The organism is Bradyrhizobium sp. SMVTL-02 (genome assembly GCF_051853005.1).
In the GTDB taxonomy this organism is placed as follows: domain Bacteria; phylum Pseudomonadota; class Alphaproteobacteria; order Rhizobiales; family Xanthobacteraceae; genus Bradyrhizobium.
This window is the reverse complement of sequence record NZ_CP182469.1, coordinates 6,535,795-6,552,316: the sequence shown is the minus strand read 5'-3', so window position 1 is coordinate 6,552,316 and position 16,522 is coordinate 6,535,795. Positions and strand designations below refer to the sequence as shown.

General features: G+C 63.7%; 14 protein-coding genes and 1 pseudogene. 13 read left to right on the top strand and 2 right to left on the bottom strand.

The genetic code is table 11. The features are described 5' to 3' along the window. Positions 1 to 104: 104 nt before the first annotated feature. A pseudogene (locus ACNJYB_RS31275) lies at positions 105 to 470 on the top strand (tetratricopeptide repeat protein); the annotation flags it as partial. Between the two features lie 70 nt (positions 471 to 540). Here ACNJYB_RS31275 and ACNJYB_RS31270 read toward each other — a convergent pair. Beyond that, complete coding sequence (locus ACNJYB_RS31270) at positions 541 to 1,656, bottom strand: ATP-dependent DNA helicase (protein ID WP_439370382.1); 1,116 nt, start codon at positions 1,654 to 1,656, stop codon at positions 541 to 543. A 411-nt stretch (positions 1,657 to 2,067) separates the two neighbouring features. Here ACNJYB_RS31270 and ACNJYB_RS31265 point away from each other — a divergent pair, with 411 nt between their 5' ends. The 5 genes from ACNJYB_RS31265 (at position 2,068) to ACNJYB_RS31245 (ending at position 8,272) form a co-directional block, all read left to right on the top strand. Beyond that, positions 2,068 to 3,294 carry an LLM class flavin-dependent oxidoreductase gene (locus tag ACNJYB_RS31265; protein WP_439370381.1) on the top strand — a complete coding sequence of 409 codons (1,227 nt, stop codon included), beginning with the start codon at positions 2,068 to 2,070 and terminating at the stop codon, positions 3,292 to 3,294. A gap of 189 nt (positions 3,295 to 3,483) precedes the next feature. Next, a complete protein-coding gene (locus ACNJYB_RS31260; protein ID WP_439370380.1) occupies positions 3,484 to 3,978 on the top strand; it encodes an RlpA-like double-psi beta-barrel domain-containing protein in 495 nt (164 codons plus the stop codon). Between the two features lie 162 nt (positions 3,979 to 4,140). Continuing rightward, positions 4,141 to 6,735, top strand: a complete 2,595-nt coding sequence (locus ACNJYB_RS31255) for an AMP-binding protein (RefSeq protein ID WP_439370379.1) — start codon at positions 4,141 to 4,143, stop codon at positions 6,733 to 6,735. A gap of 145 nt (positions 6,736 to 6,880) precedes the next feature. Continuing rightward, positions 6,881 to 7,609, top strand: coding sequence for a hypothetical protein (locus tag ACNJYB_RS31250; RefSeq protein WP_439370378.1), 729 nt, complete (start codon positions 6,881 to 6,883; stop codon positions 7,607 to 7,609). A 237-nt stretch (positions 7,610 to 7,846) separates the two neighbouring features. Continuing rightward, the gene (locus ACNJYB_RS31245; protein ID WP_439370377.1) at positions 7,847 to 8,272 is read left to right on the top strand and encodes a YybH family protein; all 426 of its coding nucleotides are present in this window, start codon (positions 7,847 to 7,849) and stop codon (positions 8,270 to 8,272) included. 895 nt (positions 8,273 to 9,167) lie between these two features. On the opposite strand, the gene ACNJYB_RS31240 is transcribed toward ACNJYB_RS31245, so the two are convergent. Beyond that, positions 9,168 to 10,280, bottom strand: a complete 1,113-nt coding sequence (locus tag ACNJYB_RS31240; RefSeq protein WP_439370376.1) for a helix-turn-helix transcriptional regulator — start codon at positions 10,278 to 10,280, stop codon at positions 9,168 to 9,170. Positions 10,281 to 10,833: 553 nt separating this feature from the next. On the opposite strand from ACNJYB_RS31240, the gene ACNJYB_RS31235 reads away from it, so the two are divergent. From ACNJYB_RS31235 to ACNJYB_RS31205, 7 genes are all read left to right on the top strand, one after another. Then, positions 10,834 to 11,013 carry a hypothetical protein gene (locus ACNJYB_RS31235; RefSeq protein ID WP_439375800.1) on the top strand — a complete coding sequence of 60 codons (180 nt, stop codon included), beginning with the start codon at positions 10,834 to 10,836 and terminating at the stop codon, positions 11,011 to 11,013. 182 nt (positions 11,014 to 11,195) lie between these two features. Further along, the gene (locus tag ACNJYB_RS31230; RefSeq protein WP_439370375.1) at positions 11,196 to 11,423 is read left to right on the top strand and encodes a hypothetical protein; all 228 of its coding nucleotides are present in this window, start codon (positions 11,196 to 11,198) and stop codon (positions 11,421 to 11,423) included. A 397-nt stretch (positions 11,424 to 11,820) separates the two neighbouring features. Continuing rightward, positions 11,821 to 12,987: a cytochrome P450 gene (locus ACNJYB_RS31225; RefSeq protein ID WP_439370374.1), complete on the top strand. Its 1,167-nt coding sequence runs from the start codon at positions 11,821 to 11,823 to the stop codon at positions 12,985 to 12,987. 367 nt (positions 12,988 to 13,354) lie between these two features. After that, positions 13,355 to 14,305 carry an aliphatic sulfonate ABC transporter substrate-binding protein gene (locus ACNJYB_RS31220; protein WP_439370373.1) on the top strand — a complete coding sequence of 317 codons (951 nt, stop codon included), beginning with the start codon at positions 13,355 to 13,357 and terminating at the stop codon, positions 14,303 to 14,305. 2 nt (positions 14,306 to 14,307) lie between these two features. After that, positions 14,308 to 14,430, top strand: a complete 123-nt coding sequence (locus tag ACNJYB_RS31215) for a hypothetical protein (RefSeq protein ID WP_439370372.1) — start codon at positions 14,308 to 14,310, stop codon at positions 14,428 to 14,430. Between the two features lie 10 nt (positions 14,431 to 14,440). Continuing rightward, positions 14,441 to 15,604: an FMNH2-dependent alkanesulfonate monooxygenase gene (ssuD, locus tag ACNJYB_RS31210; protein ID WP_439370371.1), complete on the top strand. Its 1,164-nt coding sequence runs from the start codon at positions 14,441 to 14,443 to the stop codon at positions 15,602 to 15,604. Then, the gene (locus ACNJYB_RS31205; protein WP_439370370.1) at positions 15,601 to 16,407 is read left to right on the top strand and encodes an ABC transporter permease subunit; all 807 of its coding nucleotides are present in this window, start codon (positions 15,601 to 15,603) and stop codon (positions 16,405 to 16,407) included. Before ssuD ends, ACNJYB_RS31205 begins: the two co-directional genes overlap by 4 nt. The last annotated feature ends 115 nt before the right edge of the window (positions 16,408 to 16,522 follow it).

The window sequence follows — 16,522 nt, the reverse complement described above, 5'->3', positions numbered from 1 at the left end:
ACGCCGGAGAGGACACGAGACCGTGAGGACGCGCAGGGTCGACGCGGGGACCGGCCGGCTTGGCGGGATGCGGAACTCCGCGCTCGATGAACCGGCGCGATCGACTGAGCGCCGATCGTCTCGCCGGCAAGGACAAGGCGACCGCGCTGTCCGTGCGCGGCAACACCCTGCTCAACAAGCGCGATCATGTCCACGCGATCGAGACGCTGTCCATTGGCCATCGACCTCGATCCGGACAACGTCGTCGCGCTCAACCTGCGCGGCCTCGCCTAAGAGCGCACGGACAGGAGAATCTCGCGATGGCCGACTACAACCTCGCGCTCCTGAAGCGCCCGGCCTATGGCGTTCCCTACAACAACCGCGGCGTCATCCACGCGCGCCGCGGCGCGCTGCAAAGCGCGATCGACGATTTCAGCCTGTCGATCAAGGTCACGCCGAAATTCCTGCTCGCCTGGACCAATCGCGCCCGTAAAGGGTGGTCAAAGCGAAGCGTGCCCACGCGTTTATTTGCTTATGGAGAGAGATCGTGGGCAGGGCGCTTTAGACGACGATGCTCAGCCTTTTCGCCGCCCGGGTGATCCCCGTGTACAGCCACCGCGCCCGCGAATCCTGGAACGCAAAGCTCTCGTCGAACAGCACGACATCGTCCCATTGCGAGCCCTGCGACTTGTGCACTGTCAGCACGTAGCCGTAGTCGAACTCGTCATAGGGCTTGCGCTGCTCCCAGGGGATCTGCTCGATGCCGCCCTCGAAGCAGTCGGCCCGCACGGACGCCTTCGTCACCTTGTTCCCGAAATCCTCGTCCGGCGACAGCCGCATGGAGAGGATGCGCGATTTCGAGCGCGAGGTGTTGCGCGACTTCACCCGCCACAGGCCGCCGTTGAACAGGCCCTTCTTGCGGTTGTTGCGCAGGCACACAAGCTTGTCGCCGGCGACTGGAAAGACATCCTCGATGTTCTGGCGCTGGCGCACGCGCATGTTGTACGCGCGCCGCGTGTTGTTGCGGCCGACCAGCACCTGGTCGGCGCCCATGACGCGATCGGGATCGAGGTCTTTCCGCGACACCACCTCGCTCTCGCCGTAGCGGCCGATGTCGAGCTCGCGGCCCTCGCGCACGTCCATTGACATCCGCACGATCGGATCGTCCTGTGCCTGGCGATGCACCTCGGTCAGCATCGCGTCCGGCTCGGAATTGGTGAAGAAGCCGCCGCCCTGGATCGGCGGCAGCTGCGCGGGATCGCCCAGCACCAAGAGCGGGCAGTCGAACGACATCAAGTCGCGGCCGAGTTCGGCATCGACCATCGAACATTCGTCGATCACGATCAGCTTGGCTTTCGACGCCGGCGCGTCGTCCCACAGCTCAAAACTCGGCTGCTCCTCGCCGGATTCGCGGGCGCGGTAGATCAGCGAATGGATGGTGGAGGCGCCGTCGCAGCCCTTGTTGCGCATGACGAGGGCCGCCTTGCCGGTGAAGGCGGCGAACTTCACCTCGCCGTCCACGCCCTCGGCGATATGCCGCGCCAGCGTTGTCTTGCCGGTGCCGGCAAAGCCGAACAGGCGAAAGACGGGCGGCGTGCCGCCCCGTCCGGGCTTGGCCTTTAGCCAATCGCCGACGGCTTTGAGCGCAGCATCCTGATGCGGGGTGAAACTGGCCATGTCTATCTTGAGGGAGTGGCGAATGAGGCGATTCGCCGGATCTCAAAACTAACCATTCGCACCAGGGGTTCAAGCGCAGGGAGGCCGTTTCCCTGTGGCCCATCCTTCGGGATACCCGCCTCCGGCGGGCTCTCAGGATGAGGACGGAGTGCGCGGATACGGCTTCCGCATGCGAAGATGCCGCCCAGTCTCATCCTGAGGCGTTGATCAGGCCGCCTGCATTCGGGCCGGTGGCGTTGATTTGTATCAATCTGTCGACTGGCGCGGATGTCGCGGCGGCAGCGCCGGGACGCAGCGCGCCGCTCTGTGCAGGCGGGGAATCGTTCTCCCACGCCGCGGAATTGCGGCCGCGTAGACAGCGCCGGCTCACGCTCTAAGATGCAGTTAACAACAACAGGCGGGAGGGGCGTCGTGAAGTTCGGCATCTTCTATGAGCTGCAGCTGCCACGGGCCTGGGTGGCGGGCGACGAGCTCGCCCTCTACCAGAACGCACTCTCGCAGATGGAGCTCGCCGACAGGCTCGGCTACGACCATGCCTGGGTGGTCGAGCACCACTTCCTCGAGGAATACTCGCACTCGCCTTCGCCGGAATCGTTTCTCGCCGCCGCCAGCCAGCGCACGAAGAACATCCGCCTCGGTCACGGCATCCTTCAGCTCACCACCAACCATCCGGCCCGCGTCGCCGAGCGTGTCGCGGTGCTCGATCTGCTCAGTAACGGCCGCTGCGAATTCGGCATGGGCGAGAGCGCGTCCATCACCGAGCTCACCCCGTTCGGCCGCGACATGGAGACCAAGAAGGAAGTGTTCGAGGAAGCAGTGCAGGCGATCTTCCCGATGTTCAAGGACGCCGGCAGCGAGCATCACGGCAAGTACTTCGACATTCCGCTGCGCAACGTCGTGCCGAAGCCGGTGCAGAAGCCGCATCCGCCGCTGTGGATGGCCTGCTCGCAATTGCCGACCATCGAGCGCGCCGGCCGCCACGGTTTTGGGGCGCTAGGTTTTCAGTTCGTCAGTGCCGAAGCCGCGCATGCCTGGGTGCACGCTTACTACAATGCGATGACCAAGCGGCTGCACAAATTGGCCGACTACGAGATCAATCCGAACATGGCGCTGGTGTCGTTCTTCATGTGCGCGAAGACCGACGAGGAAGCGCGGGCGCGCGCCGACGGCGCCACCTTCTTCCAGTTCGCGCTGCGTTACTACGGCGCCGCGCAAAACCGCCAGCGTCCCGCGCCCTACACCGTCAACATGTGGGACGAGTACAACAAGTGGAAGCGCGACAACCCGGAGGCGCAGGAGGCCGCGCTGCGCGGCGGCCTGATCGGCTCGCCCGAGACGATCCGAAACAAACTGAAGCGCTTTCAGTCGTCGCATATCGACCAGGTCATCCTGCTCAACCAGGCCGGCAAGAATAGCCACGAGCACATCTGCGAATCGCTGGAATTGTTCGGCAGCGAGGTGATGCCTGAGTTCCAGAATGATCCGGCGCACGCCGCGTGGAAACAGGGCGTGATGAGCGGCGAAATCAAGCTGGAAGAGATCGACACCGTGGCTTTTACGGATCGCTACGGCAAGCTCGCGATCAATGTCGCGCCGGCCAGTGCAGCGCAGGATATGTCCGTGAAGTCATGTTGCTGACGCAATCTCTGTCTTAACCCGGCGATAACTTAAAACACTGCGTGGGAACCACTCTGGTTCTCACGACGGTTCCATAGCCAAGGGGTTGGCACGATTCCGCAAAGACGCGGCGCAAGCTCCTGAACGCTTCTGCGTTCGCTTGCCGTGTTTGCGGTGACGGGAACCGGTCGACGAAAAAACACAGGAGTTATGATGCTGTTCCGCTCGAGCGCCGCGCTTTGCGGCGCCCTGCTTGCGCTTGCCCTTTCTGTCACTGCTGTTCGAAGTGAAACGCGTGGAGGTCACGCAAACGCCGTCGTCGATGCCGCCTCCGGGGAGGCGGTCGTTGGCGCCGCATCCACGTACAATCCGTTCAAGCCCGGCAAGGAGGAGGGCGGTCCGAAGACAGCCTCCGGCGAGCGCTATGATCCCTCCGATTGGGCGGCGGCGATCAAGACGACGTTGCGTCGGAAATTCGGCGGGGTGCTATTTGGTGCGAGGCCGAAATATGCACTTGTCGAGGCCGTCGGCAAGAAGGTCATCGTCAAGATCAATGACGTGGGACCACTCAGGCCCGGCCGCATCATCGATTTCAACGAGCGGACGATGCGCCATTTCGATCCGAGCCTGGAGCGCGGAGTCATCAAGGACGTGAAGGTCAGCCCCCTTGCAGGGGATGATTGGACGCTGGGGCCGGTGGGCTGACGGAGAAAATAGCATACTAAAAAGGCGCGTCATTGTGAGGCACTCATCATTGTGAGGTACCCACCATTGCCAATTGCCCGGCTGGGAGGAAAGCGGCCGTAATGCTCGCAGCGGGCAATTGCGGCGGCTTTGCCCATCCCCCTGAAGATGCCAGAGCCCGCTGTGACGAATTTGCTCCGAGAGATCGCGAAGTCGTCCGAGGAAATCTCGTTTGCCGACGGCACAGACCCCGGCGCGCGATGCACGCTGGGCGAGGTCATTGGTCGGACTGCCAGCCGATTTCCGCATCGGACCGCGATCGTCTCCACCACGTCTGCGCCTCTGACCTATGGCGATCTTCAGCGCAGGTTGGACGACATTCGCGGGCAGTTGCGTTTGGGTGGGTTCGATTGCGACGCTCGGATCGGGGTGCTCATGCCGTTCGGTCCGGAGGCGGTTCTCGCCATCGTGGCCGTGGCTTGCTGCAGCATCGCGGTTCCTCTCGATCCGCGGCTGTCCCCGGCGGAGATCGATCAGCGCTTCGACATGCTGCGCCTGAACGCTCTTGTCGTGCTGCAAGGCAGCGGCACTGAAGCGCGGCAAGCGGCCGAGCGGCGCGGGATCTCCATCATCGAAGCCGTTCCGGTCGCACATGGCCAGCTTGGACTTGATGTCACCGTGCGGGCTGCCGATCGCGCCGCCATCGACGCTGAGCCAGCTCCACACTCGCCAGCCTTCATCCTGCAGACGTCGGGCACGACCGCGCAGCCAAAGCTCATTCCGTTCAGCCACGGCAACATGCTGGCCGCGGCCGCGCGTCTCCAGGCCTGGTTCGGCCTCACGCACCAGGACCGCTGCTTGAGCGTGTCGCCCCCATTCTATTCTCATGGGCTCAAAGTAACGGTGTTCACACCGCTGCTGACCGGCGGCAGCATCGCTGTCCCGGAAAACAATGCCATCGTCGCGCTGGATGAGTGGCTGGATTGTCTGAGCCCGACCTGGTACTCGGCAGGTCCTGCGCTTCATGCTGCAGTGCTGGACAAGGTGAGAGCGCTCGCAGATGCGCGCGCGCCGCACACGTTGCGGTTCGTCGTATCGGGCGGCGCGCCGCTGCCGCCGGACGTACGGGACGGCCTGCAGCGCATTTTAGGCGCGCCTGTGCTGGAGCATTATGGCTCCAGCGAAGCCGCGCAGATCGCCGCCAATCTGCCGCCGCCCGGCGCGAACAGGCCAGGGACCTGCGGCCAACCTTGGCCTGGAACTCTGGTTATCGCCAGTGAGGATGGGCGTTTCCTGGCGGCGGGCGAGCGCGGCGAGATCTGGATCCGTGGCCCCACGGTGTTCTCCGGCTATCTCGATGCGCCGGAGCTCAATCAAGCTGCTTTCGTCGATGGCTGGTTTCGCACGGGCGACATCGGCAGCCTCGACGAAGACGGCTTTCTCTCCTTGCATGGTCGCCTGAGCGAACTGATCAATCGCGGCGGCGAGAAGATTGCTCCTGCCGAGGTCGAATCCGCCTTGCTACGCCATCCGGCTGTAGCCGAGGCTGCCGCCTTTGCCCTCCCTCATCCACGTCTTGGCGAGGACGTCGCCGCCGCAATCATTGCCCGCCCCGGGGCGCAAGTCACACCCGAGGAGCTTCGCGAGTTCCTGCGGCCCGAGTTGACATCGTTCAAGGTTCCGCGACGCATTGTGATCCTCGACCAACTGCCAAAGGGCGCGACGGGAAAAGTGCAACGCCGTCGATTGCGCGAATGGCTCCGCGAACCGCCGGATCGTCAGCGGGCAATGCCTGTGCCGGTCGCGCCCAAAGCGTCGCTGGACCTGGAAGGTGAATTGCTGACGCTGTGGCGGAGACTGCTCAAGTCCGATGCCGTGACGCTCGACGACGATTTCTTTGCATGCGGAGGTGACTCGCTGCTCGCGATGGAGATGCTGATCGAGCTCGGACAGCTGATCGGTCAAGCCGTGCCGGAAACGATCCTCTTCGGAGCGGAAACCATCCGGCAGCTCGTCCACAAGATTGACACGCAAATCGACACGCAAGCGACACCCTTCATCCACTTTCACGGCGGCGGCAATCGGCCTCCGCTGCACTTCTTCAATGGAGACCTCGTCAGCGGACACGCGAGCGTGCGGCGAATGGTTGAGCTCCTCGGCCCCGATCATCCCATCATTTCCATCAATCCGCACGGTCTTCGTGGTGAGTTGGTGCCGCCCTCGATCGAGCAAATGGCCGCCGAGCGCCTGCCGCTCATCCTGGAACGGCAGGCTTGTGGCCCTTTCTTCCTGGGCGGCAAATGCAACGGCGCAATGGTGGCGTTCGAAATAGCGCGCCAATTGATGGATGCTGGACACAAGGTTCACATGGTCGCGATGGTCGACCCGCCGACCGTCAATGCCCGTCCGCTGACGCGGGCGATCGTTGGCGTGATGAAGCCCGTGGTTCCATCCCGCGTCCTGCGCGGGACGTTTGAATGCCTGGCACAGTGGGAGCGGTACGCCAAGCGGTCGGCGAGCCAGCCGGTTGTGGTCGCCAAGACTGAAGTCCCGCAGCCGCTGTGGTACGCTTATTCAATAGCAATGGCGCGATATCTTCCGGCGCCGCTCGACGTCCCCGTGGTTTTCTACGCCGCCGAACACGATGGCGAGGGGTGGAGGCGTCTCAGTCCTCGATTGGATGTCGTCCAGATTCCCTGGGGACATTATGGTTGTCTGACAATGGGCGCGGAACCTCTGGTTGATCATCTGCGGCAGAGAATCGCCGACTGCAGCTGATCGGCCGCCATTGAACTGCGTCCGGCTCAAGGTTCCTCGCGGCTCCCGCACAATGAATCCATGGCTCCGCCAGATTTGGGCCGCATGGCGGCCTATCTCGCCGAGAAGGGTCATGCCGGTGGGGGCGCCACACCGGGAGTTTTCGATGTCCGGTCATTTGCGACTTTGTCAGGCGAGTTTAGTTCTTGTTGGGGTTCTGGCCGCGCAACCTGCGTTCTCCGACCCATTTGCCGATCTTTTCATTGGCCCTGCGCGCGAGCCGGCGGCGACCGCTCCGGCGCAGGCGGAATGCTTGTCGCGGCCCGGTAACTCGGCCGGTGCGGACCAGCACTGGGTCTATCGGCGAGACCAGGGCCGCAAATGCTGGTTCCTGGCGGAGCATGTCACCACGGTGAAAAAGCCGGCTCATGGTCGCGTGGCCCATCGCCGCGCCGATCCTGACGAGAACGAAACTGCGCCGCGCAGGCGGCGGATCTCGGTCGTGGATGCGCGTGCCGAGTTGGAGCGCTCCACACCGGCAGAGGGCGTCCAGCCGACGCCGCCTCCAACCGAGGTCAAGGTCGCTGATGCCGCTCTCGTTGTCGGTACGGGCACGACGCCTTTGATGCCGGCCCCGCCCGCTAGCCCTGTTCAAACCGGCCAGCCCACGCCCGAGAACGCCGTGCCGGCCATCGCGGATCTGCAAAAGCTTGTAGCGCCCGCCAGCGACGCGGCCTCTATTCAGGTGCCACCGGTGAGCATCCGCGTTGCGGAGGCGGCCGACGAGGGAGGCTGGATGGCAAGCTGGGTGGGCTTGCTGCTGATGGCCCTGGGTATTGGCTCTGTCTTAAGCTCGAGCCGCGCGCTGCGCGATGCCGTGCTGTTGCGCCATTGAGCGAATGGGCAGCCCGGCTCTCACAGCTGGCGGGCCTCTTTCCTCGGCAAAGCGTTTTGCACGTCCCGCAGCATTGCTCATCTCGTTTGCCGCATCCTGCATCTCGTCAATATTGCTTACGGTAATCCTCCGGAGTTGCTGTTTAGTCAAACGCGGCCTGGGATGCGGCATTGAACGCATCCCCTGTGGAGCAACGGCCGCGCTGCATTCGAGTCGTAGATTCAGTTGGAGGTGATTATGCGCAGCATCGGGTTGGTGATTGTATTCGTGATCGCGTTGGCGGCTCCGGCATTGGCGCAGAAGCCCGAGATTGAAGCGATCAATGCCAAATTTGTCGAATTGTTCAACAAGGGCGATTTCTCTGGCATTGCGTCGCTCTATAGCGCCGATGCGATCGTGCTGCCGCCCGGTTCTTCGATGGTGCAGGGTCGAGCAGCCATCGAAGGAATGTGGAAAAGCATGGCGGAGCAGGTCGGCGATCCCAGGCTCGCGACGGTTGACGTGAAGGCGCTTGGCCCTTTGGCGGCGCGCGAGATCGGCACGTTTGCTCTGAAGACCAAGGCGTCGACGCCGCAGGAAGTGACCGGGAAGTACGTCGTTGTTTGGGAAAAGGTCGGAAATGACTGGAAGCTCGCCACCGACATATGGAACGAAGGCAAGTAGGCCGCTCGTGGGCGGACTTGAGGCCGCTCCGACTTCCGTCGATATTCCGTTGCGTTCGCTTCGCGCATGTACGGCGCGCGCTAAGGGAAAATCTTCTTTTAGGATTCCGGCATCGTCGACAAACGCGCGACCGCGATCTTGGTTGATGGCACCTGCTTCTACGTCAACTTCCATCGCATCGCCACGCAGGGCAGCGCCGCGCAGCGCGACCGGCTTGGGGCGATCGCGCCGGCGATCGCGGCGAGCGTGGCCCGCCATTTTCAGGAGACGGCAGCGCCGGATCAGTCTCTCGCTGCCGTGTTCGCCACCCGCCCGCCGCTCAGGCTGATGCCGAGCCCTTGCGAGATCGCTTCGGAGCTGAAGCCTGCGAGGATGCCGCGGCGGGGCCGCCGCGCACTCCGCCCTCACCCTGAGGGCCCGCCATCGGCGGGCGTCTCGAAGGGGCGGCTGCGGGCGAGCTATCCGACACGCTTTTTCAGATGCGATAGGCCTGCGGAACGAGAGGCGCCATGCAATTCCTGCGCTTCCGCAGAGCTGGCAATCCTGCAGCGCTCAATGAGCGCCGCGCTACAGGGGAAGTCGCGCCCGATAGGGCGCAGTCAGCAGTAGCATGAAAAGCGCTCGTTCGGCCTGGTACTTTGCGGCAGGTCGACTGGCTTCCCGGCCCTGCATCACGACGACTCCTTGCACGGTGCAGACGCTCCAGGTCCATTTCCTTCGCCTGCGCTGTGCCAGGGTCACTTCGAAAATCGGAAATTCCGGTCCCGCCATCCCCGCCGCTTCTCGCCAGATATCTACTCAGGCGGAGTTGAACCCGGAGGGCCGACCTGTGTCTTCACCCATATGGGTGAAGGGGAGCCTGCTCATACCGTGGCAGATCCGGCCTGGCGAGGCCTCAATCATTCATTGGCAATCTGGGGATGGCGCCGAAGAGCGCGGCTGCGCTCTTCTGATTACGCGTTCCCGTCTTGGCAAGGACTGCCTTGATCTGCGTGCGGATTGTCTCGCGGCTTAGCCCGTGATGCGACGCAATGTCGCCGATCGTCTGTCCTTGCGCGATGCCGCGCGCAACGCGCGCCTCGCTGGGGGTGAGATCAAACAGCCCACGAATGAGCGCCAGGCTCGGCGCCTGGGAGGCGGTGACTGGCGTCGCAATGAGGAGGCCAACCGCCCCATCAAACAGATCGCGTGCTTCACCCGGCATCGGGACGAGATGGAGGACCACCCGGTCAAGATCGCTTGTGCGACGCGCGGCGAAGGAGCACACGGCTTTCTCCGGCAAATCGAGTTGAGCTAGACCAGCGCGCAGCATTGTATCGGCGGCGCGGTCCCTGATTGCGATCCGGTCCTTCGGCAACCAGTTCAGAACGTCCGTCATGCCTTCGATCAAGGCGTTCGCTGCCAGAACCCGTCCTGAGCGGGCAATCGCGACGGCTGGCAAGCCGACGAGCGACAGCGCCTCGGTCGCCGCCCGCATCCAGGTCAGACGCCAGCGCGTCGCCAGCAGAGCTGCGCGCGCGAGATGGGGGCGAAACCGGTCGAGAAAGTCGAGGTCCTGCCGCGAAAAGGCCGGCCGGCCGGCCAATCGTTCCATATGGAAAACGATGATCTCACCGGAGGGGCTGCGGACGGCCGTCGCGCAAGCGTGCTCGAATCCCCACTTCCTGTTCCATTCCGCCCGATAGGGATCACGCTCCCATTCTTCCAGCGAAAACACATCCTGGTCGCTGACGAAGCCGGGGTGATCGAGTGCCAGGAGCCTGGGGGTCGTCTCGGTGCGACTGGAGATGCCGTCACGCAGGAACGCCGAGAATGCCTCACGGATCGACGGCGACGTCACGACACCATTCCAGACACCAGACCACTGATCGGAGTCCGAGGTAATCATGACCATGCCATGCGCACCTGCGGCATGAGCGATGTCTTCCAGGACGTCCGGCCAGAGTTCCGGGACAGTCGCGGCCTCATGGATGCGATCCACAATCTGCTCGAAATCGATGCCCGTCATGGCTGCGCTTGACCCATCAGATTCGACCGATCGTTCAGCCGCGCGGCGTGCATTTTTGCATGAGTCTTCATGCTGCGCTCGCCTGAGGCCCTTGATACCAACCCCCTTCAGCGGAACTCAATTGCTACTTTTTCCCGAGTGGGCCCGTGGACGCCTAGCAGAAATCATGTCCACATTTCATTCAACTATTTGAGAGGTCTAAGGTTATCGGGGCACGGGTAATCGCTGTACTCCAGCCGGCCGCGCCTTTTTTCTGTTTGAAGCCATGTCGGCTGATCGCGGCAGATCGAAAATGGCGCGCATGGCCAGACCGGCGTGATAACCGACGGCGAACATCGCCCTGCTGTCCAGCGTGTCCGCGGCCGAGACCAGACCGCACATTGGCAGACGTGGGCAAGCCCGCGCGAGTGAGCCGAATGCGACGAACCCGGACACTCGTCTCCAGCGCGTCTGATGGAGATGACCGCACCTCGCCCGCGGCGGCAGCCAATTTCGTGTCTGCTCCGCCGAATAGGGGTAGAGTGCCCCGGCGTCACATCCGAGGAGCAACAACATGACGCTACTTCCTGAGCTGGTTATTGCTAGGATCGACCGGCATGTCTTCGCGGTCATGACCAACACGACGCCGCCCCGCGATCCTGATGACGACGAAGAGGATGAGGAGGACGAGCAAGACGATGAAGAGGACGAAACCGACGAACCGGCGGTCGTGCGCGAGCCGGACGAGGACTAGGCAGGAGGCTTGGACATTGTCTGAGCTGCGGTGAGTGCGATCCCCAGCCTGCGTGCAGCAGCGCGCTGGTCCGCCCGGCGGCTTTCAAGCCCGGTCTGATTCCGAGAGCAGCGGGCAGACGTTGAATGGACCACGGTTCTCGGGCGGCGACCTATCGGCGTTCGCGGGTAGAGGAGGCGAGCATGACTCTCGTATGGCTTGGAGTGCTCCTTGTTTTCGGCGGCATATTCCAAATGGCGTTTCAGCCGATTTGGCGGAGCCGATTTAGCGGTGGGAAGTGGCTTCGCTCCGGGCGTGACACGCTGGAGCCTGAAAGGCCCGGTAGCGGCTTCGGCGTCAAATCGAACTGGCCCGGACTGGTGATGGTCGCGCTTGGCGGCGCTTTCTTGCTGGCCGGAGCTGCGATCTGACTTGAAAGCAGACAAAGGCTTGAGAAGATACGATAGCCGAACCCGGAGGGGACTCGGCGGATCGAACAACACGAACTTTGGACCCGCCAGAATGACGGTTCGTCGGGCGGCTCTGACGCTCACTCCCGAAGTTAGAGCACGTCGGCGCGGCCAAACGTCTGACAACCCAAAGCTAACCCGACGATTGCTTCTCGACAGCCGCCGCGATCCTCTCCAGGGCGGCGTTTGTGTGCCGCAAGTCGGCCAGGTGTAGTTCGTCGTAACGTGGTTAGCCGTTTCTTTGCGGCATGCATCCGACTTGCGAAGAGATGCTCGTCCCTATCGCGAGGGACAGACGCCGGCGCCGGACTTCGCTAATCTGGCCTGGAGGAAACGAAAATCCAGGGGAGCCGCCGCCTTGAGCACCGCGCCGCGCATCGACATCGATCCTGATGCATTCTGGGCCGATCCCTATCCGATGCTCGCGAAGATGCGAAAGGACGCCCCGATCGCCTTCGTCCCGCAGCTCGGCTCGACGCTGCTGACGAGCCGCGACGACATCTCGATCTCGGAGAAGCAGATCGACGTGTTCTCCTCGCACCAGCCGGCCGGCCTGATGAACCGGCTGATGGGGCACAACATGATGCGCAAGGACGGCGAGGCGCACCAGGTCGAGCGGCGCGCGATGTTTCCGACGATCTCGCCGAAGACCGTGAAGGCGCACTGGACCGCGTTGTTCCAGGCCCATGCCGACCGCATCCTCGATTCGATCAAGCCAGGCCGCATCGACTTCATGCGCGACTTCGCGCTGCCGTTCTCCGGCGAATGCCTGAAATCGATCACCGGCCTCACCAACATCGGCTTCCAGGACATGGACGCGTGGTCGCAGGGCATGATCGAGGGCATCGCCAACTATGCCGGCGATCCCGCGGTCGAGGCGCGCTGCCACGCGGCGACCTCGGGCATCGATGCCGCGATCGACGACATCCTGCCGGTGATGCGCAAGCACCCCGACCAGAGCATTTTGGGCGTGCTGCTTGCCTCGGGCATGCCGATGGAGAGCGTGCGCGCGAATGTCAAACTCGCGATATCGGGCGGTCAGAACGAGCCGCGCAAGGCGATCGCCGGCACGGTGTGGGCGCTCTTGACCCATCCCGACCAGCTCGACCTGGTCCTGCGCGGCGAAGTGTCCTGGCTGCAGGCCTTCGAGGAATATGCCCGCTGGATCTCACCGATCGGCATGTCGCCGCGGCGCATCGCAAAGCCGTGGATCATTCGCGATGTCGCATTCGAGCTCGACGAGCGCGTGTTCCTGATGTTCGGCTCCGCCAACCGCGATGAGAAGCATTTTGAGCGCGCCGACCAGTTCGACGTGCGGCGTGACACGTCGAAGAGCGTCGCCTTCGGCGCCGGCCCGCATTTCTGCGCCGGCGCCTTTGCCTCGCGCGCCATGATCGCCGACGTCGCGCTGCCGACATTGTTCGCCCGAACCAAACGGCTCGAGATCGCCGACGACGAGCCGGTGCGGATCGGCGGCTGGGCGTTCCGAGGACTGCAGAATTTGCCGGTCCGGTGGTCGCAATAGACCGGCGGGTGCCCTCCGTCCCGAGCACCGCCATGATGCCATTATGCCCCTGTTTTGCCCGACGGGTCAAAAGAATTTCGGATAATACGTAAGATCTTGCTTTCACAAGCCCCGGCTACTGTGCATGGGGTTGTTTTGCGACTTCTATGTTCCGGTGTCAGGACCGCGGACGGAATCGGCGCGGCTCTCACATTCGCGTGCGGAAATTTCCATCTGCATCGTCGCGGCTGCTTGAAAGATTAATCATGCACTCGGCCACAGGCGCAGTGCTCGCATCGCTATTTTCCCGCACGTCTCGACACCTCCGACAAGGCACACCATCATTCCCGAAACACGAATGATGACGGCCACCGGCCGGGAGCGTGGAATGCGACGTCGGGACTTTCTCAAGCTATCCGCCGGAACTGTTGCGCTGGCGGCGCTGTCCGCACCTGCCATCGCGCAAGGTGCCGTGAAGGAAATTCGTATCGGCTACCAGAAGAACGGCGTGCTGGTCATCACGCGCCAGCAGGCCGCACTGGAAAAACATTTCGCGGCCCAGGGCATCGAGGTGAAATGGGTCGAGTTCTCCTCAGGCCCGCCGATGATGGAGGCGATGAATGTCGGCAGCGTCGATTACGGCGCCGTCGGCGATTCCCCGCCGGTGTTCGCCCAGGCCGCGGGCGCGGCGATCGTCTATGCCGCCGGCCAGCCCGTCACCAACGGCCAGGGCATCCTGGTGCCGAAGGATTCGCCGATCCGTTCCATCGCTGAACTGAAGGGCAAGCGCGTCGGCTTCACCAAGGGCTCCAGCGCCCACAACATCGTGGTGCAGACGCTGGAGAAGGCCGGTCTCACCTATGCCGACATCACCCCCGTCTATCTGACCCCGCCGGACGCGGGCCCCGCCTTCGCCAATGGCAGCATCGACGCCTGGGCGATCTGGGATCCCTATTTCGCGATCGGCGAGACCAGGCAGAACGGCCGCATCCTGATCAATGCGCGCGAGGTCACCAAGACCAACTCCTTCTACATCGCCAATCGCGACTTCGCGAAGAACCACGGCGCCGTCCTGCAGCAGATCGTCGACGTCACCACCGCGACCGCCAGATGGGCCGAGCAGCATCGCGACGAAGTGGCAAAGTCGCTCGCCGCCGTCACCGCCATTCCCCTGGATGTCCAGACCATCGCGGCCAACCGCTCGTCCTTCGTGGTCGGACCCGTCACCGACGACATCGTCGCGACCCAGCAGGGCGTTGCCGACCGCTTCCACAAGCTCGGCCTGATCCCGAGGCCGATCGTCATCCGCGACATCGTCTGGCGCAACCCGGCAGCCTGACCTTGCCGACCGATCTTCCCACCTCAAAGGGTCTGAACATGAAGCGCATCGTTCAACGCGTGATCGCAGCCATCGTCATGTCGATCGGCATCGTCGCGGCCGCCGTCGGCACCACATACGGCTAGGAGTGTGTCCATGAGCCAATCCAGCGCCAACATCCTCTGGTTCCTGCCGACCCACGGCGACGGCCGCTATCTCGGCACCGCGACCGGCGGCCGCGAGGTCAACTTCAACTATCTGCGCCAGGTCGCGCAGGCCGCCGACCAGCTCGGCTATTTCGGCGTGCTGCTACCGACAGGACGGTCCTGCGAGGATTCCTGGATCGTCGCTTCCTCAGTCGCACCGTTCACGGAGCGGCTGCGCTATCTCGTGGCCGTCAGGCCCGGCCTGCAATCGCCGAGCGTAGCGGCGCGCATGACGGCGACGCTGGACCGCGTCACCAATGGCCGGCTGCTGATCAATGTCGTCACCGGCGGTGATCCCGTCGAGAACAAGGGCGACGGCATCTTCCTCAGCCATGACGAACGTTACGAGGTCACCCGCGAGTTCCTCAACGTCTATAGCGACCTGCTCGCGGGCAAGGTGGTCAATGTCGAGGGCAAGCACATCCGCATCGAAGGCGGCAAGCTGCTGTTTCCCCCGCTGCAGGCGCCGCGGCCGCCGCTCTATTTCGGCGGCTCGTCCGATGCCGGCATCGACGTCGCTGTAGACACCGTCGACAAATATCTCACCTGGGGCGAGCCGCCGGCGCAGGTTGCCGAGAAGATCGCGAAGGTGAGGGAGGTCGCCGCCGCACGCGGCCGCAAGCTGTCCTTCGGCATCCGTCTTCACGTCATCGTCCGCGAGACCAATGAAGAGGCCTGGCGCGCCGCGAACGAGCTGATCAAGCATGTCAGCGACGAGACCATTGCGACTGCGCAGAAGAACTTTGCGCGGATGGACTCCGTCGGCCAGCAGCGCATGGCGCAGCTCCATGGCGGCAAGCGCGACAAGCTCGAGATCGCTCCGAACCTGTGGGCCGGTGTCGGCCTCGTCCGCGGCGGCGCCGGCACCGCGCTGGTCGGTGACGCCCGGACCGTCGCAGCCCGCATTAGGGAGTACCAGGACATCGGCATCGATACGTTCATCATGTCGGGCTACCCGCATCTGGAGGAAGCCTATCGCTTCGCCGAGCTGGTGTTCCCGCTGCTCTCGCTGGAGCAGCCTTCAAACGTGACCAGGCTGCACTTCAACGGCGGCCCGTTCGGCGAAACCGTCGGCAACGACTTCCGCCCGCATAGGGAGGCATCGCAATCATGAGCCTCATCGACAGCATCTCTCTTCCGCGCAGCGTCCGCCTGCCGCGCGTCGACGGCCTGGTGCAGTGGATCGTGCCGCTCGCCATCATCGCGATCTGGCAGGTCGCCTGCGTCACCGGCTTCGTGCCGACGCGCGTGCTGCCGGCGCCGAGCGACGTCGCGCTGGCGGGCTGGAAGCTGCTGCTCTCCGGCGAGCTCGTCCGCAACATCTGGGTCTCGTTCTGGCGCGCCTCGATCGGCTTCCTGATCGGCGGCAGCATAGGATTTGCCTTCGGGCTCGCGAACGGCCTGTCGCAGCTCTCCGCCAAGCTCACCGACACCACGCTGCAGATGGTGCGCAACGTGCCGCATCTGGCGCTGATCCCGCTGGTCATCCTCTGGTTCGGCATCGACGAGAGCGCCAAGCTCTTCCTGGTGGCGCTGGGCGTGTTCTTCCCGATCTACCTCAACACCCTGCACGGCATCCGCACCGTCGATCCGCAGCTGATCGAGATGGGCCGCATCTACGGCATGACCGATGGCGAGTTGTTCCGCCGCGTCATCTTCCCGGGCGCGCTGCCCTCGATCTTCGTCGGCATCCGCTTCGCGCTCGGAATCATGTGGCTGACACTGATCGTCGCCGAGACCATCGCGGCGTCCTCGGGCCTCGGCTACATGGCGATGCAGGCGCGCGAGTTCATGTTGATCGACGTCGTCGTGCTCTCGATCCTGATCTATGCCCTGCTCGGCAAGCTCGCCGACAGCGCCTCCCGCGTGCTGGAGCGGGCGACGCTCTCCTGGCACCCCGCCTTCCAGAAACGTTGAGCAGAAATACCGGGAATCACATGCAGACAGCGCTTCGTACGTCCCTGCCCGAAACCGAGCTCGCCAGCCGCGCCAGTTTCGCCCCTCACGCCCGAGTGGTCCGCGAGGAGCGGCC